The sequence below is a fragment of the Sphingobium nicotianae genome, from assembly GCF_018603885.1.
Taxonomy (GTDB): domain Bacteria; phylum Pseudomonadota; class Alphaproteobacteria; order Sphingomonadales; family Sphingomonadaceae; genus Sphingobium; species Sphingobium nicotianae.
This window is the reverse complement of the sequence record NZ_JAHGAW010000003.1, coordinates 58557-80104: the sequence shown is the minus strand read 5'-3', so window position 1 is coordinate 80104 and position 21548 is coordinate 58557. Positions and strand designations below refer to the sequence as shown.

At 67.4% G+C, this 21548-nt stretch carries 21 protein-coding genes; 10 read left to right on the top strand and 11 right to left on the bottom strand.

The genetic code is table 11. From position 1 onward, the window contains the following. Positions 1 to 3: 3 nt before the first annotated feature. The 4 genes from KK488_RS04885 (at position 4) to KK488_RS04870 (ending at position 4878) form a co-directional block, all read left to right on the top strand. Complete coding sequence (locus KK488_RS04885) at positions 4 to 465, top strand: c-type cytochrome (RefSeq protein WP_214622031.1); 462 nt, start codon at positions 4 to 6, stop codon at positions 463 to 465. Between the two features lie 115 nt (positions 466 to 580). Then, entirely contained in the window at positions 581 to 2329 is a 1749-nt protein-coding gene (locus tag KK488_RS04880; RefSeq protein WP_214622030.1) for a gamma-glutamyltransferase family protein, read from the top strand. A 76-nt stretch (positions 2330 to 2405) separates the two neighbouring features. Beyond that, positions 2406 to 4478 (top strand): S9 family peptidase, encoded by a 2073-nt coding sequence (locus tag KK488_RS04875; protein WP_214622029.1) that lies wholly within the window; start codon positions 2406 to 2408, stop codon positions 4476 to 4478. 4 nt (positions 4479 to 4482) lie between these two features. Continuing rightward, a complete protein-coding gene (locus KK488_RS04870; RefSeq protein ID WP_214622028.1) occupies positions 4483 to 4878 on the top strand; it encodes an acyl-CoA thioesterase in 396 nt (131 codons plus the stop codon). A gap of 61 nt (positions 4879 to 4939) precedes the next feature. On the opposite strand, the gene KK488_RS04865 is transcribed toward KK488_RS04870, so the two are convergent. Genes KK488_RS04865 through hemC form a run of 3 tightly spaced genes read right to left on the bottom strand, consistent with a single transcriptional unit; the run spans position 4940 to position 7489 of the window. Continuing rightward, positions 4940 to 5866, bottom strand: coding sequence for an MICOS complex subunit MIC60 (locus KK488_RS04865; protein ID WP_214622027.1), 927 nt, complete (start codon positions 5864 to 5866; stop codon positions 4940 to 4942). A 16-nt stretch (positions 5867 to 5882) separates the two neighbouring features. Beyond that, complete coding sequence (locus tag KK488_RS04860) at positions 5883 to 6566, bottom strand: uroporphyrinogen-III synthase (RefSeq protein WP_214622026.1); 684 nt, start codon at positions 6564 to 6566, stop codon at positions 5883 to 5885. Next, a complete protein-coding gene (hemC, locus tag KK488_RS04855; protein ID WP_214622025.1) occupies positions 6563 to 7489 on the bottom strand; it encodes a hydroxymethylbilane synthase in 927 nt (308 codons plus the stop codon). The genes KK488_RS04860 and hemC overlap by 4 nt, the downstream gene beginning before the upstream one ends. A gap of 63 nt (positions 7490 to 7552) precedes the next feature. Here hemC and tsaD point away from each other — a divergent pair, with 63 nt between their 5' ends. The 3 genes from tsaD (at position 7553) to KK488_RS04840 (ending at position 11188) form a co-directional block, all read left to right on the top strand. After that, entirely contained in the window at positions 7553 to 8587 is a 1035-nt protein-coding gene (gene tsaD / locus KK488_RS04850; protein WP_214622024.1) for a tRNA (adenosine(37)-N6)-threonylcarbamoyltransferase complex transferase subunit TsaD, read from the top strand. Continuing rightward, on the top strand, positions 8584 to 9570 hold the full coding sequence (locus tag KK488_RS04845; RefSeq protein ID WP_214622023.1) for an NAD(P)H-dependent glycerol-3-phosphate dehydrogenase: 987 nt from the start codon (positions 8584 to 8586) through the stop codon (positions 9568 to 9570). The genes tsaD and KK488_RS04845 overlap by 4 nt, the downstream gene beginning before the upstream one ends. An 85-nt stretch (positions 9571 to 9655) precedes the next feature. Further along, a complete protein-coding gene (locus tag KK488_RS04840) occupies positions 9656 to 11188 on the top strand; it encodes a lipopolysaccharide biosynthesis protein (protein ID WP_214622022.1) in 1533 nt (510 codons plus the stop codon). Between the two features lie 23 nt (positions 11189 to 11211). Here the strand turns inward: KK488_RS04840 and KK488_RS04835 are convergent, their stop codons facing one another. The 5 genes from KK488_RS04835 to secB all read right to left on the bottom strand — a co-directional run bounded on the left by KK488_RS04835 (position 11212) and on the right by secB (position 16586). Next, positions 11212 to 11868, bottom strand: coding sequence for a DUF4136 domain-containing protein (locus tag KK488_RS04835; protein WP_214622021.1), 657 nt, complete (start codon positions 11866 to 11868; stop codon positions 11212 to 11214). A 138-nt stretch (positions 11869 to 12006) separates the two neighbouring features. Beyond that, a complete protein-coding gene (gene trpS, locus KK488_RS04830; RefSeq protein WP_214622290.1) occupies positions 12007 to 13011 on the bottom strand; it encodes a tryptophan--tRNA ligase in 1005 nt (334 codons plus the stop codon). Positions 13012 to 13198: 187 nt separating this feature from the next. Further along, a complete protein-coding gene (locus tag KK488_RS04825; protein ID WP_250890093.1) occupies positions 13199 to 14188 on the bottom strand; it encodes a PEPxxWA-CTERM sorting domain-containing protein in 990 nt (329 codons plus the stop codon). Positions 14189 to 14362: 174 nt separating this feature from the next. Continuing rightward, positions 14363 to 15940 (bottom strand): murein biosynthesis integral membrane protein MurJ, encoded by a 1578-nt coding sequence (gene murJ / locus KK488_RS04820; RefSeq protein WP_214622020.1) that lies wholly within the window; start codon positions 15938 to 15940, stop codon positions 14363 to 14365. Positions 15941 to 16106: 166 nt separating this feature from the next. Further along, positions 16107 to 16586, bottom strand: coding sequence for a protein-export chaperone SecB (gene secB / locus KK488_RS04815; protein WP_214622019.1), 480 nt, complete (start codon positions 16584 to 16586; stop codon positions 16107 to 16109). Between the two features lie 344 nt (positions 16587 to 16930). Here secB and KK488_RS04810 point away from each other — a divergent pair, with 344 nt between their 5' ends. Genes KK488_RS04810 through KK488_RS04800 form a run of 3 tightly spaced genes read left to right on the top strand, consistent with a single transcriptional unit; the run spans position 16931 to position 19416 of the window. Then, complete coding sequence (locus KK488_RS04810) at positions 16931 to 17584, top strand: Tim44/TimA family putative adaptor protein (protein ID WP_214622018.1); 654 nt, start codon at positions 16931 to 16933, stop codon at positions 17582 to 17584. Positions 17585 to 17597: 13 nt separating this feature from the next. Then, a complete protein-coding gene (gene mltA / locus KK488_RS04805; RefSeq protein ID WP_214622017.1) occupies positions 17598 to 18887 on the top strand; it encodes a murein transglycosylase A in 1290 nt (429 codons plus the stop codon). After that, the gene (locus KK488_RS04800) at positions 18862 to 19416 is read left to right on the top strand and encodes a Smr/MutS family protein (RefSeq protein WP_214622016.1); all 555 of its coding nucleotides are present in this window, start codon (positions 18862 to 18864) and stop codon (positions 19414 to 19416) included. The genes mltA and KK488_RS04800 overlap by 26 nt, the downstream gene beginning before the upstream one ends. Here KK488_RS04800 and KK488_RS04795 read toward each other — a convergent pair. The 3 genes from KK488_RS04795 to dapE all read right to left on the bottom strand — a co-directional run bounded on the left by KK488_RS04795 (position 19397) and on the right by dapE (position 21456). Then, positions 19397 to 19795, bottom strand: a complete 399-nt coding sequence (locus tag KK488_RS04795) for a hypothetical protein (RefSeq protein WP_214622015.1) — start codon at positions 19793 to 19795, stop codon at positions 19397 to 19399. The genes KK488_RS04800 and KK488_RS04795 overlap by 20 nt on opposite strands. Positions 19796 to 19874: 79 nt before the next feature. Beyond that, positions 19875 to 20258, bottom strand: coding sequence for a hypothetical protein (locus KK488_RS04790; protein WP_214622014.1), 384 nt, complete (start codon positions 20256 to 20258; stop codon positions 19875 to 19877). Positions 20259 to 20310: 52 nt separating this feature from the next. After that, positions 20311 to 21456, bottom strand: coding sequence for a succinyl-diaminopimelate desuccinylase (gene dapE / locus KK488_RS04785; RefSeq protein ID WP_214622013.1), 1146 nt, complete (start codon positions 21454 to 21456; stop codon positions 20311 to 20313). Between the last annotated feature and the right edge of the window lie 92 nt (positions 21457 to 21548).

The following is a 21548-nucleotide window of genomic DNA, read 5'->3' as shown; positions in this document are numbered from 1 at the left end:
CCGATGAAGATGACTCCTTTCCTTTTGACCGCCGCCGCCCTTGTCACCATCGGCGCCGTCACCGCCCAGGCCGTGGCGCAGAGCCAGGGCGAGCCGGCCTCCGCCGCCGCCAATGCCCTGCGCACCACCCATGAGGGCGATGCTGACGGGGCCTTCGTGACGGCCGGCAAGTTCATGGAACCGGATGGCGCCAAGCTCTACAATCGCGTGTGCGCGGGCTGCCACATGCCGGACGCCAAGGGCGCGCAGGGCGCCGGCCGGTATCCGGCGCTGGCGAGCAATCCCAATCTGGCGGCGAGCGGTTATCCGACGATGATCGTGCTCAAGGGCCTCAACGGCATGCCGCCGGTCGGCCAGATGATGACGGACCAGCAAGTCGCCGACGTCGTCAACTATGTGCGCACCCATTACGGCAACAAATATAAGGACGCGGTGAAGGTGGCGGACGTCAAGGCGCTGCGCTGACGCCCGGCCCTGTCGTTCCTTGCGGCGCGGCGCCAGCCTCTTGCCATGTCAGTTGCAAACTCGCACTGTGCCCGCGTCGCTGCAATGCAGCACGGTCGTAAATGAAGGGCTCCGCATGACCATCTTCCGTCCCGTTATCAGCCTCTTGGTCATACTGGCGCTCGGCGCTTGCGGGACGGGCACGACGACTGCGCCTCAAAGCGCGGCCACGACGGCACCTGTCGCGGCACCTGCGGTCAAACACCAGAATTTCGTCATCGTCGCCAATCCCCTGGCGGCGGAGGCAGGCATGGCGGTGCTGCGGCGCGGCGGCAGCGCGGCCGACGCGGCGCTTGCCGTGCAGGCGATGCTCTCTCTGGTCGAGCCGCAAAGCTCGGGCATGGGCGGGGGTGCCTTCATGACCTATTTCGATGCCGCGACCGGCAAGGTCATCGTCTATGACGGGCGAGAGGTGGCGCCAGCGGGCGCGACCGACACCATGTTCATGGACGAGGCGACCGGCAAGCCGCTGCCCTTCGACAAGGCGGTGGTCGGCGGCCGCGCGACCGGCGTGCCCGGCGCGCTGCGGATGGAGGCGCTGGTCCATCGCGAGCATGGCAAGCTGCCCTGGGACAGCCTGTTCTTCGATGCAGAGAAGACGGCGCGCGAGGGCTTCATCATCTCGCCGCGCCTCGGCCGCTTCCTCGGCATCCGCTTCCCGCAGCTCGACCAGCCCGATGCCCGCGCTTATTTCAGCAAGCCCGACGGCAGCCTGATGGCCACCGGCGACCGGCTGGTGAACCTGCCCTATGCCGATTTCCTCAAGCGCCTCGCCGCGCAGGGCGTCGACGCGATCTTCGCGGGCGAGACCGGGCAAAGGATCATCGCCAAGGTCCATCAGGCGCCCTTCCCCAGCGCGATGACGATGGCCGATCTGGCCGCCTACAAGCCGATCGAGCGCGAGGCGCTGTGCGGCCCCTATCGCGTGTACAAGGTCTGCGTGCCGCCACCGCCCTCGAGCGGCGTCGGCTTCCTGGAATTGCTCGGCATGCTCGAGCATACCGATATCGCGGCGCGTGGCCCGGGCGATCCGCAGGCCTGGTTCCTCTTCGCGCAGGCGAGCCGCCTCATGTATGCCGACCGTGACCGCTATGTCGGCGATCCGGCCTTTGTCAGCGTGCCGGTCGCCGGCATGCTGGACCCGGCCTATGTCGCGAGCCGCGCCGCGCTGATCGGCACGACGGCCGGGCCGCCGCCTGTCGCCGGGACGCCGCCGGGCGCCGTGCTCACCGCCGCCGATGCGACGCTGGAGCCGGCCGGCACTTCGCACTTCATCATCGGCGATGCGGACGGCAATGTCGTCTCGATCACCACCACGGTCGAATCGATCTTCGGCACCGGCCGCATGGTCGACGGCTTCTTCCTCAACAATCAGCTGACCGACTTTTCCTTCTCGCCGCGCGAGGTGGACGGGCGTCCGGCTGCCAATGCGGTGGCGCCGGGCAAGCGGCCGCGCTCCTCGATGATCCCGTCCATCTTCCTCGATGCGCAGGGGCATTTCGCGGGCGCGATCGGATCGGCCGGCGGCAATGCCATCCTGGCCTATGTCGGCAAGTCCTTCATCGCGGCGGTCGACTGGGGTCTGCCGATGCAGGAGGCGCTGGCGCTGCCCAATCTCGTCGCGCGCGGCGGCGCCTTCCAGGGTGAGCCGGGCAAGTTCGCGCCGGGCGTGCTCGACGGGCTGCGCGAGCGCGGCATCGATCTGCGGCCCGGGCAGGGCGAGGACAGCGGCGTCCATGGCGTGATCATCCGCGACGGCAGGATCGACGGCGGCTATGATCCGCGGCGGGAAGGACGCGTGCTGGTGGAGGATCCGGTCCGGTAAGGCGCGCAATGCGAAATCCGGACCGGGAGGCGCCAACGCCATTGAGCCGCGCCGCGCGGGCGCCTATCTCCCGGCGATGACAGACACGCCCCAGCCGCCGATCGCGGCGCAACGCCCGCACGAGACCGTCCATCACAATCGCACGCTCAGCGACCCCTGGGCGTGGCTGCGCGACCCCGGCTACCCCGATGTGAAGGACGCCGACGTCCTGGCCTATCTCACCGCTGAGAACGGTTATTTCGAAGCGCACATGGCGGCGCGCAAGCCGCTGACCGACCGCCTGTTCGAGGAGATGAAGGCGCGCATCAAGGAGGAGGACAAGTCGGTCCCGCAGAAGGACGGCGCCTATCTCTACTGGAGCACCTTCGAGACCGGCGAGCAGTATCGCCGTCACTGGCGCCGCGCGGTGGGCGCCCCCGACGACGGCTCGGCCGATGAGTGCATCGTCGACGAGCCGGCGCTGGCGGAGGAGAAGGATTATTTCCGCCTGGGCGCCGTCGCCATCTCGAATGACGACCGGTTGCTGGCCTATGCCATCGATGACAATGGCTCGGAGCGCTACACCGTCCGCATCAAGGATCTGGCGACCGGCGACATTCTGCCGGACGTGATCCCGGACGTGCTCTCGGCGCTGGTCTGGACGAAGGACGACAGCGCCCTCATCTATGCCCCGGCCAATGCGCAGTGGCGCACCGACAGCGCGAAGCTGCACCGGCTCGGCACCGATGCGAGCGCCGATCTGGTGCTCTATCGCGAGGAGGATGAGGGCTTCCGCGTCTCAGTCGGGCTGACTTCGGCGGAGAACTGGATCGTCATCGCGACCGGCGATCATGTCACCAGCGAAGTGCGTCTCGTGCCCGCCGGTGATCCGACCGGCCCGCAGATCCTCGTCTCGGCGCGCGTGCCCGAGCGCGAATATGATGCCGACGAGCATGACGGCTGGCTCTACATCCGCACCAACGACACCCATCCCAACTTCCGGCTGGTGCGCGCGCGGATCGAGACGCCGGATCAGTGGGAGGAGGTGCTGCCCGCCTCGGATCACTTCTACCTGACCGACGTCAGCCTGTTCAAAGGCTTTTACGTGACCGAGGGGCGCGAGGACGGGCTCGATCAGGTCGAGATCCGCGACTATGCGACCAACGGTGCCAAGCGCCTCGATTTCCCGGAGGCGAGCTATGTGGCCGGGCTCGACGACAATCCCGAATATGACGTCACCAGGCTGCGGCTGAGCTATGAATCGATGGTCTCGCCAGAGACGATCTTCGACTATACGCTGGCGGACGGTCGCCGCGAAATATTGAAGGTCCAGGAGATTCCCTCCGGCTTCGATCCCAGCCTCTATGCGACGACGCGCCTGCTGATCCCGGCGCGCGACGGCACGTCGATCCCGGTCTCGATCCTGCACCGCCGCGACTATCCGATGGACGGCAGCCGCCCGCTCTATCTCTATGGCTACGGCGCCTATGGCATCGCCGTCGAGCCGGGCTTCGGCACCGGGCGGCTCAGCCTCGTCGATCGCGGCTTCGCCTATGCCATCGCCCATATCCGCGGCGGTGATGATCTCGGCCAGCAATGGTACAAGGACGGCAAGCTCGAGAAGCGCACCAACACGTTCAACGATTTCGTCGACGTGGCGAAGGGGCTGATCGCGCTCGGCTACACGTCCGCCGGCAAGATCGCGACTTCGGGCGGGTCGGCCGGGGGCGAGCTGATGGGCGCGATCGTCAACAGCGATCCGGCGCTGTGGGGGGCGGTGGTCGCGCATGTCCCCTTCGTCGACGTGCTGAATACCATGCTCGACGAGACGCTGCCGCTGACGCCGGGCGAATGGCCCGAATGGGGCAATCCGATCGAGGATCCCGCCGCCTATGACCTCATCGCCAGCTACTCGCCCTACGACAATGTGACGGCGCAGGCCTATCCGCCGATGCTGGTGACGGCGGGCCTCAATGATCCGCGCGTGACCTATTGGGAGCCGGCCAAGTGGGTCGCCCGCCTGCGCGCCACCAAGACGGACGACAATCTGCTGCTGCTCAAGACCAATATGGAGGCGGGCCATGGCGGCAAGTCCGGCCGCTGGGAATCGCTGCGCGAGACGGCGGAAGAATTCGCCTTCATCCTCTGGCAGCTGGGCGTGGAGGGCTGACCCCATGGCGACGGCCTTCGAGATGCGCTTCGTCGCGCGGGCGGAGGACATCGACAGCATGGGCCATGTCAACAACGCCGTCTGGGTCCGCTGGATGGAGGCGATCGCCACGGCCCACTGGCAGGCGCTCGCCCCGGCGGACGCGCAGGCGAGCTACGCCTGGGTCGTGACCCGCCACGAGATCGATTATCGCGGCAATGTCCGCGAGGGCGAGGCGGTGATCGCGCGGACCCGCGTCGGCGATCCGCCGCGCGGCGCCCGGTTCGACCGGCTGGTCGAGTTCACCGGCGAGGACGGCGCGCTGAAGGTCGCGGCGCGCACGACCTGGGCCATGCTCGACATCGAGACGCAGCGGTTGATGCGTGTCCCGGCCGATCTGGCGGCGATCTTTCTGGCCTAGGAGCTAAGCGAGGTAGCAACTTTCCTTTCCCCTCCCTTGAAAGGGACGGGAAACAGAGTATTCAGCGCGACGCCGCCGGCGGACTGGGCGCCACTGTCGGCTGCACCGGCGCGATCATGGGCGCGGTGCGCGGCTGGAGGACGGCGGCGGCCTCGATGACGTCGAGCGCGCGATGCGCCTCATTGTAGCGGCGGGCCTGCTCCAGCCAGAGGGTTGTCTCGGGCTGCTGCGGGAGGGCGCCGATCTCGGTGATCGCCTCCTCGATCTGTCCGGATTCCACGTGGAGCCGCGCGCGGGCGATCCGCTGGCCTGGTTCGGGCGACGGCGCACCGGCCCGCTGAATCACGGCGAGGCCACGCAGCTCGCGCATCGCGCTCTGATACCAGCTCAGATTCGGGCCGCCGTGGCCGACGCTCGCGCCGATCGTTTCCAGTCCCTGGCGCAGCTTGTTCAGGGTGACGGGCTCGGCGGCGGCATTGACGATCGTCGCCACGGCCTTGGGCTGCGCGTTGCCGAAGAGCAGGCGCAACTGCCCCTCGACATAACCGAGGGGCGCGCCGGCATCGAGCGCGCGGCGCGCGGCGAAGGCCACCATCATCGCCTCGGCGCGATTGGCATAGCCCGATGCGGCCTCCGCCGCGACCGAGAGGCGGGTCAGGCGCTGTTCCAGATCGGCGATACGCACCTGCTGCTGATCGGCACTCATCACCAGATTGGGGCCATGCGCGCCGGCCGTGCCGTCGGGCATGTCCTGGGTGGGATCGACGAGGTCCGCACCGTTGCCGGCGCCGGTCGCGAGCGCGGCGGGGTCACTGGTCGCGCCGCCGAAGCGCAGGCCGCCTTGCCAGCGCGTCATGACCCAGGCCATGGCAGCGAGACCGAAGACGAAGGCGAGCAGGGTGAGCGCGATGATCAGCCGGGTCCGGGCAGGGCGCGGGGCCATGCTCTTCTGGATGTCGCCGCTTCCGTCCGGTGCTTCGCTTGCCATGCTCTCGCCAGATCGCTCAGGAAGCGGCCATACATAACGTGCTGGCGAGGCGCAGCAAGGCCGTATCATCGGGCGTCTCGGCCACCTGCACGCGGCGCCATCCCCCGCCGGCCGCGTGCGCTGCCGCGTCACTGATGGCGATCAGGATGTGATTGCGGAACGGCGGCGGGATCAACGCGTTGAGCCGCCGGCCGGCGCCGGGCGAGTGGATGGCGATCACGGATGGCGGAAGCGTCGCCAGGGCCTTGGCGTGGCGCCGCATGTCCAGCGCATCGCTGCGATAGACGATGTGGCGCGTCACGCCGAGACCTTGCGGGTCGAAGGACCGCGCGTCCTCGCCGCAGATATGCAGCACCGCGCGATGGCCCGCTGCCGCAATCATCGGAATGGTCGAGGCCGCATCGCCGCCGCCGGTGCGGACATCGTGCGCGCCGGCCTCCCGCGCGGCCTGCGCGCTGGCCTCTCCGACCGCGAAGACGGGCAGGCCGGCATGACGCGCGAACAGGTCCGCGCCGAAGCGCGCGCCATTGGCGCTGGTGATCAGGATGGCGTCGAACGGTCCCTCGAGCAACTCGTCCGGCTCGACGGCCACGGTCTCGAACAGTGGTAGTTGCAGAACCTCGATGCCCAGCGCCCGGGCGCGCTCCGCCGATCGATCGTTGCCGGGCTGGGGCCGAAGCAGCAGCAGCGGCCGGCTCATCGCGTGAAGAGCGCGCGCAGGGCCGGGCTCGCATGGTCGAGCAGGCGCGCGCCGAGCGCCATGGCGGCGTCGGTGTCGCCGCCGGGCAGCAGGGCCTCGTCGGTCACCTGCTCGCTGCCGTCCTCGCTCAGGATCTGCGCGCGCAGATGGATGTCCGCGCCCGCCGGCCGGGCGAGCGCCGCGATCGGGCTGTGGCAGGTTCCGCCCAGCGACAGCAGCAGCGCGCGTTCCGCCCGCACGCAGCGCGCGGTGTCGCCATGGTTGATCGCATCGAGCAGGCCCTGCGCGCGCGCATCGTCCGCCCGGCACTCGATGCCCACCGCCCCCTGCGCCACGGCCGGGATCATCGCCTCGACGGGGATCGCCGTACCCGTGCCGCCCAAGCCCAGCCGGTCCAGCCCGGCGGCCGCCAGCAGCGTCGCGTCGATATCGCCCGCCTCGACCCGGGCCAGCCGCGTCGCGACGTTGCCGCGTAGCAGGGTCATCTGCAGGTCCGGGCGCAGCGCCTTGAGCTGCGCGGCCCGGCGCGGCGAGCTGGTGCCAATGACGGCGCCCTGTGGCAGCACCTCGATCGAGGTCGCGCCGATCAGCCGGTCCTCGACGGCGGCGCGCGGCAGCATGGCGGCGATGCGGATGCTCTCCGGCCGGATCGTCTCGACATCTTTCATCGAATGGACCGAACAGTCGATCTCGCCGTCGAGCAGTGCGCGGTCGAGCTCCTTGGTCCACAGCGCCTTACCGCCGACCTCGGCGAGCGCGCGGTCCTGGATGCGGTCGCCGCTCGTCGTCACAGTGACGATGCGGATCGCCTCGCGCGGCCAGCCGTGGGCAGCGATCAGCGCGGCGATGGTGAGTTCGGCCTGTGCCAGCGCGAGGGGAGAGCCGCGTGAACCGATGCGAAATGGCGATGAAGGGGTGGGCATGGGATCAATCATGAGTGGAATGCCGATAGACCCTAGGCGCACACCGCTCTAGAGGGAAGCGCCATGCCCATCATCCTCGGTCTTGAATCGAGCTGCGACGAGACGGCGGCAGCTCTGGTCACCAGCGATCGCGTGGTCTTGGCCCATCGTCTGGCCGGGCAGGAAGCGGCGCACCGGCCCTATGGCGGCGTGGTACCGGAGATTGCGGCCCGCGCGCATGTCGAGGCGCTGATCCCGCTGGTCGAGGCGGCACTGGACGATGCCGGCATGACCCTCGCGCAGGTCGACGCCATCGCCGCGACGGCCGGGCCGGGGCTGATCGGCGGCGTGATGGTCGGGCTGGTAACGGGCAAGGCGCTGGCCCATGCGGCGGGCAAGCCGCTCATCGCGGTCAATCATCTTGAGGGTCACGCGCTTTCGCCTCGTCTGGCAGATATGACGCTTGATTTCCCCTATCTGTTGCTGCTCGTCTCGGGCGGGCATTGCCAGCTTCTGGAAGTCCGTGGCGTCGGCGACTATCGCCGGCTCGCCACGACGATCGACGATGCGGCCGGCGAGGCCTTCGACAAGACCGCCAAGCTGCTCGGCCTCGGCATTCCCGGCGGGCCGAAGGTCGAGGCGCTGGCGCGCGAGGGCGATCCTCGCGCGGTGCCGCTGCCGCGTCCGCTGGCCGGCACGGCCGAGCCGCATTTCTCCTTCGCCGGTCTCAAGAGCGCAGTGATGCGTGCGGTCGAGAGCGGGCGCTGGTCCCATGCCGACATCGCGGCGAGCTTCCAGCAGGCGGTGGTCGATTGCCTGGTCGATCGCACCGCGCGTGCCCTGGATGTTGCGGACCGCCCAACGGCGCTGGTCGTCGCGGGCGGTGTCGCTGCGAACGGCGCGGTGCGGGGCGCGCTGCAGGCATTGGCGAGCGCGCATGATCTGCCGTTCGTGGCGCCGCCCCTGTGGCTCTGCACCGACAATGCGGCGATGATCGGCTGGGCGGGCGCGGAGCGGTTCGCGGCGGGCCTGATTGACGATCTCGCCTTTCCCGCACGGCCGCGCTGGCCGCTCGACCCGTCGGCGCAGACCGTGCGCGGCGCGGGGGTGAAGGCATGACGCAGGCCGGTCCCATCGGTGTGCTCGGCGGCGGCGCCTGGGGCACGGCGCTCGCGCAGGTGCTCGCTTCGGGAGGCAGCGATGTCCTGCTCTGGGCGCGGAATGGCGCGGTGGTCGGCGCCATCAATGCCCATCGCGAGAATCCTGCCTATCTGCCGGGCATGCGTCTGTCGGAGCATATTCGTGCGACGGATGAGATGAGCGACATGCGCGAGGCGGGCATGCTGCTGGTCGTGACCCCGGCGCAGCATATGCGGGCGATCCTCAGTCGGTTCTCGCCGGAGGGGCAGCCGCTCATCCTCTGCGCCAAGGGCATCGAGGCAGTGACGCACAAGCTCATGCACCAGGTGGCGCGCGAGGCGATGCCGGGTTCGCCGGTCGCGGTACTCTCCGGGCCGACCTTCGCGCATGAAGTTGCGGCCGGCCTGCCGACGGCGGTGACGCTGGCTGCCGAGGAAGAAGCGCTGGCGCGGCTGCTCGCTGATGTGCTCGCCCGCCCGACCCTGCGACCCTATGCGTCGGACGATGTCGTCGGCGCGGAGATAGGCGGCGCGGTCAAGAATGTGCTGGCGATCGCCTGCGGCGTGGTCGATGGCGCGGGGCTGGGCCAGAATGCCCGCGCCGCCCTCATCGCACGCGGATTTGCCGAGATGACCCGCTTCGGCCTGGCACTCGGCGCGCGGGCCGAGACCTTGGCGGGACTGTCCGGTCTCGGCGATCTGGTCCTCACCTGCTCATCGCGCCGCTCGCGCAATTTCTCGCTCGGCAAGGGTCTGGGCGAGGGCAGGAGTGCGGCCGACCTGCTTGCGGACAGGCGCACTGTGGCAGAAGGCGCCTATACCGCACCCGTTCTTCTCGAGGCGGCGCGAGCGCGAGGCATCGATATGCCGGTGACGGCGTCGGTCTGCGCGCTCCTGTCCGGCGAGCAGGGCGTGAACGACGTGATCAGCGCGCTGCTCGCGCGGCCGTTGCGCGCGGAATGAGGCGGCGAGATACTTTGCGCATTCTTATGGTTATGCTTATTGAGACAGCGCGCGTGCCAACGGGCCGCATGGGGGAGCGCCTAGCATGACCAACCCGCCGGTTCATGCCGAGCCAGGGGAGCGTGACGATATCGCTGCGCTCGCCAAGGGTGGGCGGGCCAATGTCTTCGGTTTCCTGCTGCGGCTCGCGGCGCGCATCCCTTTCCTGTTCATCGCCGGGCGCCTCTATGGCGCGGCCATCCTTGGGCGCTATGCGCTGGCCGTGCTGGCCGTCGAACTCGCGGCCCAGCTTGCGACTCTGGGCCTCAAGCGAGGCCTCGCCGAGCAGCTTGCGCAGGACAGCCCCGACCCGACGCATGTCGTCGCCGACGCCCTGCTGCTCTGCCTGATTGGCAGTGTGCTGACTGCAGGGCTGCTCATGCTGTTCCCGCAGATCATGTTCCCCAACAGCGGGCTCAACGGGCTGGACCGGCTGCTGCCGCTGATCGTCATCGCCATCGCGCTGACCGAGATCGCGCTCGCCGCCTGCGCCTTTCAGTTCAACATCGCCGCGACCGTCCACGCCCGCTCGATCATCGAGCCGTGGACGATCAGCCTTGCGTCCCTCGGCTTCTATTTCTACTCGACGCGCGACGGCCTGATCCTCTCCTATGTCGTGGCGATGATCGCGGCGCTGATCGCCGCCTTCTGGCACCTGTTGCGCAATTATGGGCTGCCGCGCGGCTGGCGGCCGAGCGGCATGCGGCTGTGGCGGCTCACCGTTCGCAACCTGCCGCTCGCCGCCGCAGACGCGATCGAATGGGGCACGCGGCGGCTCGATCTCTTCATCCTGGGCCTGTTCGCGACGCCCTATGTGGTGGGTATTTATTATGCGGCGCAGCAGGTCGCTTCACTGCCGCAGAAGCTCAAGACCAGCTTCGAGCCGATCCTCGGGCCGGTGATCACGCGCAACGTGCGGCTGCATAATTATCCTGCCATCGCCCAGCAGGTGAGCCAGGTCGGCTTCTGGATCATCGCGGCGCAGCTCGGCGTCGCGCTGGCGCTCGGTATTCCGGGCGAGGCGGTGATGGGGCTGGTCGGGCCGACCTTCGTGGGCGGCACCGGCGCGCTCGGTTGCCTGCTCGCCGCCGAGGTGCTGGCGGCGCCGGCCGTGGCGAGCGAGGCGGCGCTGGTCTATATCGCGCGGCTGCGCAATCTCACCATCTCGGTCCTGACGATCGTCCTGCAGGCCGTCCTGACCGTCGTCCTGATCCTGGGGGCGCGCAACATGGCGCTGCCCGATCTCTATGTCGCGGCCATGCCCGCCGTCGCGCTCGCCATTGCGCTTGCGTCCAGCGCGATCGCCAAATCATGGCTGCTTGGCGCATTGCTGGGCGCGCGCATCGGCGTCTGGCGATTGAGGCTGGTCATGTCCGGCCTGATCGTGACGATCGCCGGTTCTGCGACCACGTTGCTGCCGCCGCATCTTGAATGGGCCGAGTTGATGGTGGGCATCCCCCTGATGCTGACGCTCTATTGCACGATCGTCTGGCGCTTCGCCTTCGGCGAGTCAGACCGCTCGCTGTTCCGCAAGCGCAAGCGGGCTGCTGCGGGAACAATGGTCGAAGAAGGGGCCTGAAGTCTGAACCCGAGGACGGCGCCTCAGTTCTTGGGTTCCGGGGCCACCGTCACCTTGATGTCCTCGCCATTCTGGCCAGGGAAGCCAGTGAACAGCGCGTCGATCAGATTCGGCACCAGATAGGTCAGCTTGTTGCTGACAGACTGCGCGCGCGCGGTGCCTTCGAACAGGCGCTCGCCACCGGTGCGGTTGATGGTCATGCGCAGCTGGCTCTGATAGACGAGATAGCTCTCGAGATCGTCATAGCCCGGCCCCCACATGAAGGGATCGTACCAGCCCATCATATAGCGGCCGCGCCAACCGCCCCATCCGCGATAATAGCCGGGATAGAAGCCGCCATAGAGGAAAGGATCAGGCGCGAAGCCCGAATAGCGCACGCGCTGGGTGCCCTTGTCGATGCCATAATCGAGCTGCACGACGAGCTGGGCCGAAGCCGGATCGGCCGCGCGCGTATAGCCCTGCTGGGTCAGGCGCTGCGCCACCAGGTCGGCATAATGCGCGAATTCGAGGCTGCCGGCGAGGTGCTGGTCGCTCGGCACGACGACGAAGCTTTGCCCCTGCGCCGGCGGCAACTGCTGGAAGCGCGCGACGTCCGCCTTGAAGGGAGTCGCGCAGCCGGAAAGTCCACCCAGCGCCAGAGCGGACGCTGCTGCGAGGATGAGGAAGCGCTTGGTGTTCATCTTGGTGTCCGTTTCTCGGGCGAGGTCACCCTTCTAGACGTAGTGAACCGCCTGATACCTTAGGTCAAATGAACTGGCGTTGAATGCGTTCCGTGCAGGTGACGGGGCCAGAGTTTTTACATCCGGACCAGCCGCTGCTCACCGCATCAATCCCATTGCGGCATAGGCGCCGCGTAAGGTGGACGCAGCGGCGTCCGATGCCTTTTGCGCACCCTTGACGAGGATCGCGTCGAGCGCGGCGTCATCATCCTTGAGTTCGAGATAGCGCGCGCGGATCGGGGCGAGGTGATGGACCAGCAGCTCGGCCAGCGCCGGCTTGAAGGCGCCGAAGCCCTGGCCGCCGAACCTCTGGCAGATCGCGGCGCGATCCTGCCCGGCAAAGGCGGCATAGATGTCGATGAGATTGGTTGCCTCGGCGCGGCCTTCCAGTTCTGCCGGATCGGCGGGGATCGGCTCGGGGTCGGTCTTCGCCTTGCGGATCTTCTGGGTCAGCGTGTCGTCATCGTCGGTCAGGTTGATCCGGCTCATGTCGGACGGATCGGACTTGGACATTTTCGCCGTGCCGTCGCGCAGGCTCATGATCCGCGCCGTCTCCTTCTGGATATAAGGCTCGGGCAGGTGGAACAGCTCGACGCCGAAGTCGGTGTTGAACTTGATCGCGATGTCGCGGGTCAGCTCGAGATGCTGCTTCTGGTCCTCGCCCACGGGCACATGCGTCGCCTGATACAGCAGCACGTCGGCCGCCTGCAGCACCGGATAGGTGAAGAGCGCGATCGAGGCGCCTTCCTTGTTCTTGCCCGCCTTGTCCTTGAACTGGGTCATGCGGTTGAGCCAGCCCATCCGCGCGGTGCCGCTCAGCAGCCATTGCATCTCGGCATGGGCGGGCACACGCGCCTGATTGAACAGCACCGAGCGATCCGGATCGATCCCGCAGGCGACCAGGGCGGCCGTCATCTCGCGGACGTTGCGCAGGCGCTCGGCTGGCGCGATATGCTCGCTGATCGAATGGAGATCGGCGAGGAAGAAGAAGCAGCGCGAGTCTCCGGTCATGCTGTCCTGCATGCGCACCCAGTTGCGAATCGCGCCCAGATAATTGCCGAGATGGAGATTGCCGGTCGGCTGGATGCCGGAGAGTACGCGCATGGTCGTGTCCTGGCTGAAACGCTTCAAGAGGATCCTGCCGCCCTCTGTGCGTCACGGCCGAGCGCGTCAAGAGGCGTGCCTGCTATGGCTGTCTCTGACGCATGACGCCAGTTGGAGCGGTCTAGCCGTCAGCGAAAAAAAAGCGCCCCGGTCCTGCGACCGGAGCGCTTCCAATCTGACTGCCTGATCAGGCGAAGCTGATGGCCGTTTTTCGACGGCGCATGGCCGCGCCCGCCAGTGCAAAACCGCCGATCATCATCGCCCAGGTGGCGGGCTCGGGCACGCCCGGAGTCACGACCGTCGCCTCACCGGAGAAGATGCCGGCGAGCAGGAAGATATTGTCGTCCTGAGAGGCATTGGACGTGCGGATCGTGATCGCCAGGTCGCCCGGGTTGATATAGTCCGTGAGGTTGTAACGCTCATGGTCCGTATCATAGGTCGGGTTGAACGAAGAAAACGGATCGTCATCACCGCCAACCGTGATCAGAGCGCCGTTGCAGCAGGGGCCGATCGCGTCGTCATAATTGCCGGCGACGCTGGTGATGGTCGTGCCATTGACGTTGACCTCGGACTGCTGGCCGCAGCAACTGAAGCCGATGCCGAGACGCACGTCGGCGGTGAAGCCGGGCGCGGTCGGATCGAGCGGCTCGCTGAAGTTGATGCTGGCCGTGTCGCCGGTCACCGAGGCCCAGCCGTCGAGTATGGCGACGGTCGAGGTCGGCAGCGAGGCCAGCGAATAGACGACGACGAGCGCGACGCCATCGGTCTCCAGCGTGTTGCCTTCCGACACGTCGAAGCTGTAGGTGCCGCCGGCGCCGCCGTTGACGACGCCGGCGACGATGCTCGTGACGTCGGCGCGCGCCGACGAGATGCCGCAGCAGCCCGTTCCGTTCGCGACGTTCGGGCCAAAGGCCAGCGCATTGCCGTTCAGCGAAACGGCCTGTTTGGTTGGCGTCGTGAAGTTGTAGGTGGCCTGGTAAAGATAGGCGGCCGTGACAGTCGCGCCGAGCGGAACGAACGCGTTGACCTGATAATCGGGCCCGGTGAGGGTACCGGCGCCGTCTGTGGACAGGCCATAATTGCCGACAAAGCTCTGAAACAGGTTGAGGCCGGCGGAGGCCGGGCTCGCGAAAAGGGCCGCAGCAAGCATTGCGGCTCTCAAAAGCATGTTCTTCATGAAAATTCTCCCACGTCAGTGCGACGTCAGCGAAGTGTTCGCCGACGCATGTGTTCGCGACCCGTGGTAGTTTTTCGTTGAGACCCGCATTTTCCCAGACGCGAGTCATCATTCTGTTAGCTGAAAATTAACCATTCGACAATCGTTGCGCGTCGTTCGGATCGAGCGCCAGCACTACCGTGGCCGGCGAAGCTGTCCTTTCAACTCGGCGATCCGATACGCGCCCAGGCCGATCGTGGCGATCCCGTAGATCAACCCGCCGCCGCCGCAGAGCAGCGCCAGCGCGGCGATCCGTTCCCAGAACGGGCCACTCATATGGGCATCGAGCAGATCGTTGCCGACATAGAGGGCGATGCCCATGACCAGGCCGGCCGCGACGATGCGCGTCGCCTTCATGCGAAAGCGCTCATCGAGGGTCAGGTGATCGGCGCGGTGGAGCGCGACGAACAGCAGGATGACGTTGACCCAAGCCGAGAGCGCCGTGGAAAGGGCGATGCCGACCGGACCGAGCGGCCAGATCAGGGTGAGGTTGCCGACGAGATTGATCAGCATCGACCAGAAGGCGATGCGCACCGGCGTCTTCGTGTCCGAGCGGGCATAGAAGCCCGGCGTGAGCACCTTGATCAGCACATAGGCGGGTACGCCGGGAGCGAAGGCGGCGAGGGTGGCAGCGCAGCCGATCGTGTCGGCGGCGGTGAAGACGCCGTGCTGGAAGACGCCGCGAATGATCGGCGTGGCCGACACGAACAAAGCGACGGCGGCAGGCAGGGCCAGGAACAGCGCCAGCTCCAGCGCGCGGTTCTGCGTGTCGTTGGCCGCTCTGGCATCGCCGCCGCCGATCTGGCGCGAGAGCAAGGGGAGGATCGCGGTGCCGACGCCGATGCCGATCAGGCCGAGCGGCAGCTGGTTCAGCCGGTCGGCATAATAGATCCACGAGACCGAGCCCTGAGGCAGGAAGCGGGCGGCGAGCGAGGTGGAGATCAGCAGGTTGATCTGGATCGCGCCCTGGCCGATTGCTGCCGGGCCGATGACGGCGAGCAGTAGCTTCACCTGGGGCGAGAGGCGGGGTAGCCCGAGCCGCAGCACCACGCCGATGCGGCGGCACGACCAGATCAGCCAGAGCAGCTGCATGAGGCCCGAGATGGTAACGGCGATCGCCTGCGTCTCGGCCGTCGCGATCGCCCCGTCGCCGCGGAAGAAGACCACCGCGACGATCATGCAGATATTGAGCAGGGTCGGTGCCGCGGCGTTCACCCAGAAGCGGTTGAAGCTGTTGAGGATGCCGCCGAGCAGGGAGGTCAGCGAGACGAGGCCGAGATAGGGGAAGGTGATGATCGTGAGGTGCCGGGCGAGCGCGAACTTGTCCGGCCCGCCATCGGGGAAGCCGCCGGTCATCGCCCAGACGACCGGGCCTGCGGCGAGCATCATCAGGATGGTGAGGCCGACCAGCACCGGGAAGAGGACCGAGAGCACCTGGCCGGCGAAGGCGATGGCGGCGTCACGTCCGGCGTCCGGATCGTCAGTGCCTTCCTTCGCCATGATGCGGTTGAACATCGGCACGAAGGCGGCGGAAAAGGCGCCCTCGGCGAAGAGGGCGCGAAACAGATTGGGCAAGCGCCAGGCGATGAGGAAGGCGTCCGAGGCGAAGCCGGCGCCGACATAGCGCGCCATCAGCATGTCGCGCACCATGCCCAGCACGCGGCTGAGCAAGGTGAGCGCGCCGATCGTGCCGGTCGAGCGGAGCAGGCTCATCGCGTGGCAACGCCCATCAGGTTACACTCCCTCGTCATGCTGAACTTGTTTCAGCATCCATCCCGCCTCCGCCCGCTGAGGTCTATGGGCCATGATGGACCCTGAACCAAGTTCAGGGTGACGGTGGAGGAGAGCTGCGCGCCTATCCTCAAATGTGACCCGAAGCTCAAGCGTTGCCGGCGACACCCTGCGCAGCAGCGTCGATCTGCTGCTGCTGTTGCATGTAGAGCGCGCCGAAGTCGATCGGATCGATCATCAGCGGCGGGAAGCCGCCATCCTGAACGGCATCGGCGACGATGCGGCGGGCGAAGGGGAAGAGCAGACGCGGCGCTTCGGCATAGAGGAAGGGGCGCATCTGGTCCTCGGGCACGTTGCGGATGCCGAACAGGCCGGCGAAGACCAGCTCGACCGCGAAGGCCACGCCCTGATCGGCAGCGGCGTTGGCGCTGATCTTGACCGCGACCTCGAAGACGTCGTCGGCGATCTGGGTGTTGCTGATGTTGAACTGGATGTCGATCTGGGGCTGCTCGGTCCACTGATAGACCGCCGGGCTGTTCGGGTTCTCGAAGGAGAGATCCTTCACATATTGCGCGATGAGGCCGATCTGCGGAAGATTGTCGGCGCCATTTGCGGTCGTTTCGTCCATGATATTCCTGTCCTTCAGGCTGTGGCCGCCAGGCCGCCGGCCGATCGGCCGGGACGCGGGGCTCGAAAAAGCGCGGAGCGGCCGGACGCGGCGTCGAGACAGCGCGGGCTCCTGGGCGCGCCGCTTAGCAGGCGCTTGGGGGCAGGGCAATCACTAGCGGCGAGGGGTGCGGCGGCATCCTGTCCCTCGCCGGCACGGGGCATGGCGCCTTCTCGTGTAAAATATTCGTGCATTTTTGCGGGATCTGCGAGACGTTCATGGGAGTTTAAGCGCGGCAAGGTTTGAATGTTGGCGCAAAGACGACTATGTCTCGTGCTTCGTTTGTTTGGAAGGATCCCGATAAGGTGACCGTCATCGTCGTCCTGGCCATGATCTTCGCGCTGCTCGCCTTGCGGCTATTCTCCGTTCTGGGGCGCCGCACGGGGCATGAGCAGCAGCGTCAGTTGCCGACGCCGGCAGAGGCGCCTGTCGCGCCGCGCGCGCCTGCCACGGGCGCGACGGACGGTCGCGCATCGGGCCAGCGTGTCACCGAGAGTGCCGTGGCCGTGCCGGCGCAGGCTGGCCTTCGCGCGCTGATCGCTGCGGATCGCACCTTCGATGTGAGCCAGTTCCTCGGTGGCGCGCGCTCGGCCTATAGCCTGATTCTCGAAGCTTTCTGGAAGGGCGACCGTGAGACACTCAAGCGGTTCTGCGAGGAGGACGTCTATGCCGCGTTCGACAGCGCGATCGCCCAGCGCGAGGCGGCGGGCCTGACGCTCGATAACAAGCTGGTGCGCATCGAGACGGCCAACATCGTCGATGCGCATGTCGAGGAAGGCAAGGCCTATGTCGCCGTGCATTTCGAATCGGATCTCTCCGCCGTGACCCGCGACAAGGAGGGCACGGTGGTTGCTGGTTCGCTCTCCGACGCGGTGCCGACGATCGAGACCTGGACCTTCAGCCGGGATCTGCGCAACCGCGATCCCAACTGGCAGCTTGCGGAGACCGACGAAGGCTGACAAGGCCGGCGTCATGCCGATACTTTCGCGATTTTCAGGACGATGGTTTCTCGCGCTTGGCGGCGCGCTGACGCTGGCCGGTTGCGGCGCGGTGATACCGCCCGGCTCGCCGGGCGGACGGCCCGCGGCGCGCCCGCAGCCAGCAACGCCCCGCCCACCCTTGCCACAGGTGCCCACGCCTGTCCCGACGCCAGGCGGGACGCCCACCGAGGCGGGCCCGGCCCCTGCGGTCGCTGCCGGCCTGACGCTCGGCCCTGACCTCGATACGTTGCTGCCGGCAAGCTCGGATCGCACCGCGCTGGCCTTCCGCGCCTTCCGCGCTTCCTGCCCCTCGCTGGTGCGGCGCCGCGACCAGAGCGGCCTCACCAGCGGCTCGGACTGGCAGGCCGCCTGCACGGCGGCGGCGAGCTGGAGCGAGGCCAATGCGCGCGAATTCTTCCGCCGCAATTTCGAGGCGGTGCAGATCGGCGACGGCAAGGCCTATGCGACCGGCTATTACGAACCGGAAATCGCCGGTTGCCGCACACCGGTCCCGGGGTGCGAAACGCCGCTCTACAAGCGGCCGGCGGATCTGATCGACGTCGACCTCGGCCTGTTCAGCGACAGCCTCAAGGGAAAGAGGATTCGGGGCAAGGTCGATAAGACCAATTTCATCCCCTATGACGATCGCGGCGCGATCACGGCCGGCTCGCTCGCCGGGCGCGGGCTGGAAATCGCCTATGCCAACGACCCGATCGAACTCTTCTTCCTGGAGATACAGGGCAGCGGACGCCTGCGGCTGCCGGACGGCGGCGTCATGCGCGTCGGCTATGACGGGCAGAATGGCCGCGACTATACCGGCATCGGCAAGCTGATGAAGGATCGCGGCCTGATCCAGGCGGGCTCGATGCAGGATATCATGGGCTATCTGCGCGCCAATCCGGCCGAGGGCGTGGCGCTGATGAACGAGAACAAGAGCTATGTCTTCTTCCGCGAGCTGACCGGCGCCGGGCCGATCGGCGCGCTCGGCATCGCGGTGACTCCCGAAGCGACCGTGGCGGCGGACCCGAGCTTCGTGCCGCTCGGCGCGCCGGTGCTGCTCTCGCTCGACCGGGCCGAGCCGAACGGCCTGTGGGTAGCGCAGGACACCGGCGGCGCGATCAAGGGCAGCAATCGCTTCGACACCTTCTGGGGTGCGGGCGAGCGGGCACGCGGGATTGCGGGCGGCATGTCGGGGCGGGGCAGCGCCCTCCTGCTGCTGCCGATCGGCACCTATGCCCGCCTGACGAGCCAGCAAAATGCCGCGCCGCCACCTCTCCCCTGAGGAAAAGGCGCTCTGGCAGAAGCTCGCGCGCACGGTGACCCCGCTGCGCCGCATCCGCCCCGTGGCGGCAGCCGAGCCCGTGACGGCGGAAGCCTTTGCGGAGGCGCTCGACAAGCCGCGCGTCAAAGGGCGCGTGCCGCCCATGCGCGCCGCTGCGGTCCCACCGCCACCCAGGCCGGCGCCCGTACCGGTTCTTGACAGCAGCTGGGAGAAGCGCATCCGCTCGGGGCGGCTGGCACCCGATCACAGTATCGATCTGCACGGGCTCAATCTCGCCGCCGCGCATGTCCGCCTCGATCGGGCAATCGGCGACGCGCTGGCGCAGGGCTGGCGTGTGCTGCTCATCGTCACCGGCAAGCCGCGCCCGGCGCCAGCACCCGGCGAGACGCGCAGACGCGGCGCGATCCGGGCCGAGATCGGCGACTGGCTGGCGCGCAGCCCGCATGCCCATCGCATCGCCAGCGTGCGGCAGGCCCACGCCCGCCATGGCGGCGAAGGCGCGCTTTACGTCATTTTGCGGCGCGCGTGAAAAGGGGCGGCTCATCCTCTTCGAACAGCCAGGCTTCCGCCTCCGCTGGATCGTTGAAATAGCGAGCATTCTGGACGCCGGCGCGATCGGACTGTAGCTTGTTGAGCGTCGCGGAGACGAGGGTCGCGGTGCGCGGTGCCATCTGGCCGTAGCAATCGGCGATGAGTTTACCGAACATTTCCGCGATCTCGCTCGACTGGACAGCAAATTCGCGCCCGTCGACCAGCGCACGGCGTGCGCCGCCGGTCTGATTGAGGATGTGGAGCGCACGCCGGAACTCGCGGGCGAATGCCTCGAAGATGGCGGTGTCCCAATAGCCGCGCATGGTCATGCGCAGAAAATGGCGATCGGAGTCGATCGCGATCTCGTAATCGTTCATCGTGGTGCGACCCGTTCTGGTTTCGTGGTTCTGATATTGTCATGACCGGCGAGCGTTGATCGCCGTATGGCTGACGCGCTCAGGCGGCCTTGGCCTCGGCTCCGAACAGCCAGGCACGCGCCTCCGTCATGTCGATGAAATAGCGCGCGGCCAAGTCACCTCCGGCCCGCTCCGCCTGCAGCTTGTTGAGGTGGCTGGGCACCACCGTCGCTGTCCGGCGCGCGTGGAGCGGTTTGCAGCTTGCGATCAGTGCGCCGAACTGTTCGGAGATTTCCTTCGCCTGGATTGAGAATTCGCGCCCGTCGACCAGTGCCAACTGGAGGCCGCCGGCGCTTTTCATGCGTTTGAGCGCGTCGAGATATTCCGCCGCGAACTGGTCGAAGATCTGCTGCGTCCAGTAGCCGCGCATCTCGATGTGCAACAAGCCGCGGCGCGTGTCTGTGGTGATCGAATAATCGTTCATGGCCCTCACCCTGCCCCTGTTCTTGAATCGGCGGAGGCTAAGGGGGGAGTGGTTAAGAAGCGGTTGCGACGCTTGAGAGAATGCGCTCGTAGATGCGCGTAAGCCGTTCCAGGTCGGCGAGCGCCACCGCCTCGTCGAGCTTGTGCATCGTGGCATTGACCAGGCCGAACTCGACGACCGGGCAGAGCGCACAGAGGAAGCGCGCGTCGGACGTCCCGCCAGTGGTGGATAGCTCGGGCGTGAGGCCGGTTTCGGCGGCAATCGCGGCGCTGATCAGCGCGGAGAAGGCGCCCGGCGGGGTGAGGAATGCCTCGCCGCTGATCTTCGCCTCCAGCGTGCCGCCCTCCGCCTCGACGATCGCGCGGACGCGAGCGGCGAGATCGGCACCGCGATGCAGATCATTGAAGCGGATCGACAGGCGCGCGGTTGCCTTGCCGGGGATGACATTGGTCGCGGGGTTGCCGACATGCACGTCGGTCAGCTCGATATTGCTGGGCTGGAACCAGTCCGTGCCCTCGTCGAGCGTGATCGCCTCGATCGCCGCCATGATGCGGACCAGCGGCGAGATCGGGTTTTTCGCGAGATGGGGATAAGCGACATGGCCCTGCACACCGGGCACCGTGATCCACATGTTGACTGAGCCGCGCCGGCCGATCTTGATCATGTCGCCGAGGCGGTTGACCGAGGTTGGCTCGCCGACGAGGCAGAGGTCCGGCCTCACGCCGCGGTCAGCCATGTGGCCCATCAGAGCGCGCGTGCCGTGGACGGCATCGCCCTCCTCGTCGCCGGTGATAAGCAGGCTGATCGTGCCGGATACAGCTTCGCTGCGCGCAACTGCCGCGACGAACGCGCCGATCGATCCCTTCATGTCGACCGCGCCGCGCCCGTAGAGCAGCTCCCCGCGGACCTCCGGGGCGAAGGCGTCGCTCGCCCAACCCTCGCCGGGCGGGACGACATCGAGATGGCCGGCGAAGGCGAAGTGCGGGCCGTCACCGCGCCGGCGCATGGCCAGCAGATTCTCGACCGGCCCGCCGTTCGCCGGATCGCCGTCGAGGAAACGCTCGACCGTGAAGCCGAGCGGCAGCAGCATCGCCTCCAGGCAATCGAACACCGCGCCGGTGGCCGGCGTGATGGACGGGCAGCCGATCAGCGCCTGAGCGAGCGCGACCGGATCGGTCTGATCAAGAGCAGCAATCATGCTTCCAGTCGCATCCATGGCATCGATAATTACGCGATCTCAAAATATTCGGTCGAAGTTCACACAAGGGTCACACTGTCGAGCAAATTTTG

Excerpts from the sequence above, each read along its gene's own strand:
- KK488_RS04885 (WP_214622031.1), top strand. The coding sequence starts at position 4 with ATGAAGATGACTCCTTTCCTTTTGACCGCCGCCGCCCTTGTCACCATC.
- KK488_RS04880 (WP_214622030.1), top strand. The coding sequence starts at position 581 with ATGACCATCTTCCGTCCCGTTATCAGCCTCTTGGTCATACTGGCGCTC.
- KK488_RS04875 (WP_214622029.1), top strand. The coding sequence starts at position 2,406 with ATGACAGACACGCCCCAGCCGCCGATCGCGGCGCAACGCCCGCACGAG.
- KK488_RS04870 (WP_214622028.1), top strand. The coding sequence starts at position 4,483 with ATGGCGACGGCCTTCGAGATGCGCTTCGTCGCGCGGGCGGAGGACATC.
- KK488_RS04865 (WP_214622027.1), bottom strand. The coding sequence starts at position 5,866 with ATGGCAAGCGAAGCACCGGACGGAAGCGGCGACATCCAGAAGAGCATG.
- KK488_RS04860 (WP_214622026.1), bottom strand. The coding sequence starts at position 6,566 with ATGAGCCGGCCGCTGCTGCTGCTTCGGCCCCAGCCCGGCAACGATCGA.
- hemC (WP_214622025.1), bottom strand. The coding sequence starts at position 7,489 with ATGCCCACCCCTTCATCGCCATTTCGCATCGGTTCACGCGGCTCTCCC.
- tsaD (WP_214622024.1), top strand. The coding sequence starts at position 7,553 with ATGCCCATCATCCTCGGTCTTGAATCGAGCTGCGACGAGACGGCGGCA.
- KK488_RS04845 (WP_214622023.1), top strand. The coding sequence starts at position 8,584 with ATGACGCAGGCCGGTCCCATCGGTGTGCTCGGCGGCGGCGCCTGGGGC.
- KK488_RS04840 (WP_214622022.1), top strand. The coding sequence starts at position 9,656 with ATGACCAACCCGCCGGTTCATGCCGAGCCAGGGGAGCGTGACGATATC.
- KK488_RS04835 (WP_214622021.1), bottom strand. The coding sequence starts at position 11,868 with ATGAACACCAAGCGCTTCCTCATCCTCGCAGCAGCGTCCGCTCTGGCG.
- trpS (WP_214622290.1), bottom strand. The coding sequence starts at position 13,011 with ATGCGCGTACTCTCCGGCATCCAGCCGACCGGCAATCTCCATCTCGGC.
- KK488_RS04825 (WP_250890093.1), bottom strand. The coding sequence starts at position 14,188 with ATGAAGAACATGCTTTTGAGAGCCGCAATGCTTGCTGCGGCCCTTTTC.
- murJ (WP_214622020.1), bottom strand. The coding sequence starts at position 15,940 with ATGAGCCTGCTCCGCTCGACCGGCACGATCGGCGCGCTCACCTTGCTC.
- secB (WP_214622019.1), bottom strand. The coding sequence starts at position 16,586 with ATGGACGAAACGACCGCAAATGGCGCCGACAATCTTCCGCAGATCGGC.
- mltA (WP_214622017.1), top strand. The coding sequence starts at position 17,598 with ATGCCGATACTTTCGCGATTTTCAGGACGATGGTTTCTCGCGCTTGGC.
- KK488_RS04800 (WP_214622016.1), top strand. The coding sequence starts at position 18,862 with ATGCCGCGCCGCCACCTCTCCCCTGAGGAAAAGGCGCTCTGGCAGAAG.
- KK488_RS04795 (WP_214622015.1), bottom strand. The coding sequence starts at position 19,795 with ATGAACGATTACGAGATCGCGATCGACTCCGATCGCCATTTTCTGCGC.
- KK488_RS04790 (WP_214622014.1), bottom strand. The coding sequence starts at position 20,258 with ATGAACGATTATTCGATCACCACAGACACGCGCCGCGGCTTGTTGCAC.
- dapE (WP_214622013.1), bottom strand. The coding sequence starts at position 21,456 with ATGATTGCTGCTCTTGATCAGACCGATCCGGTCGCGCTCGCTCAGGCG.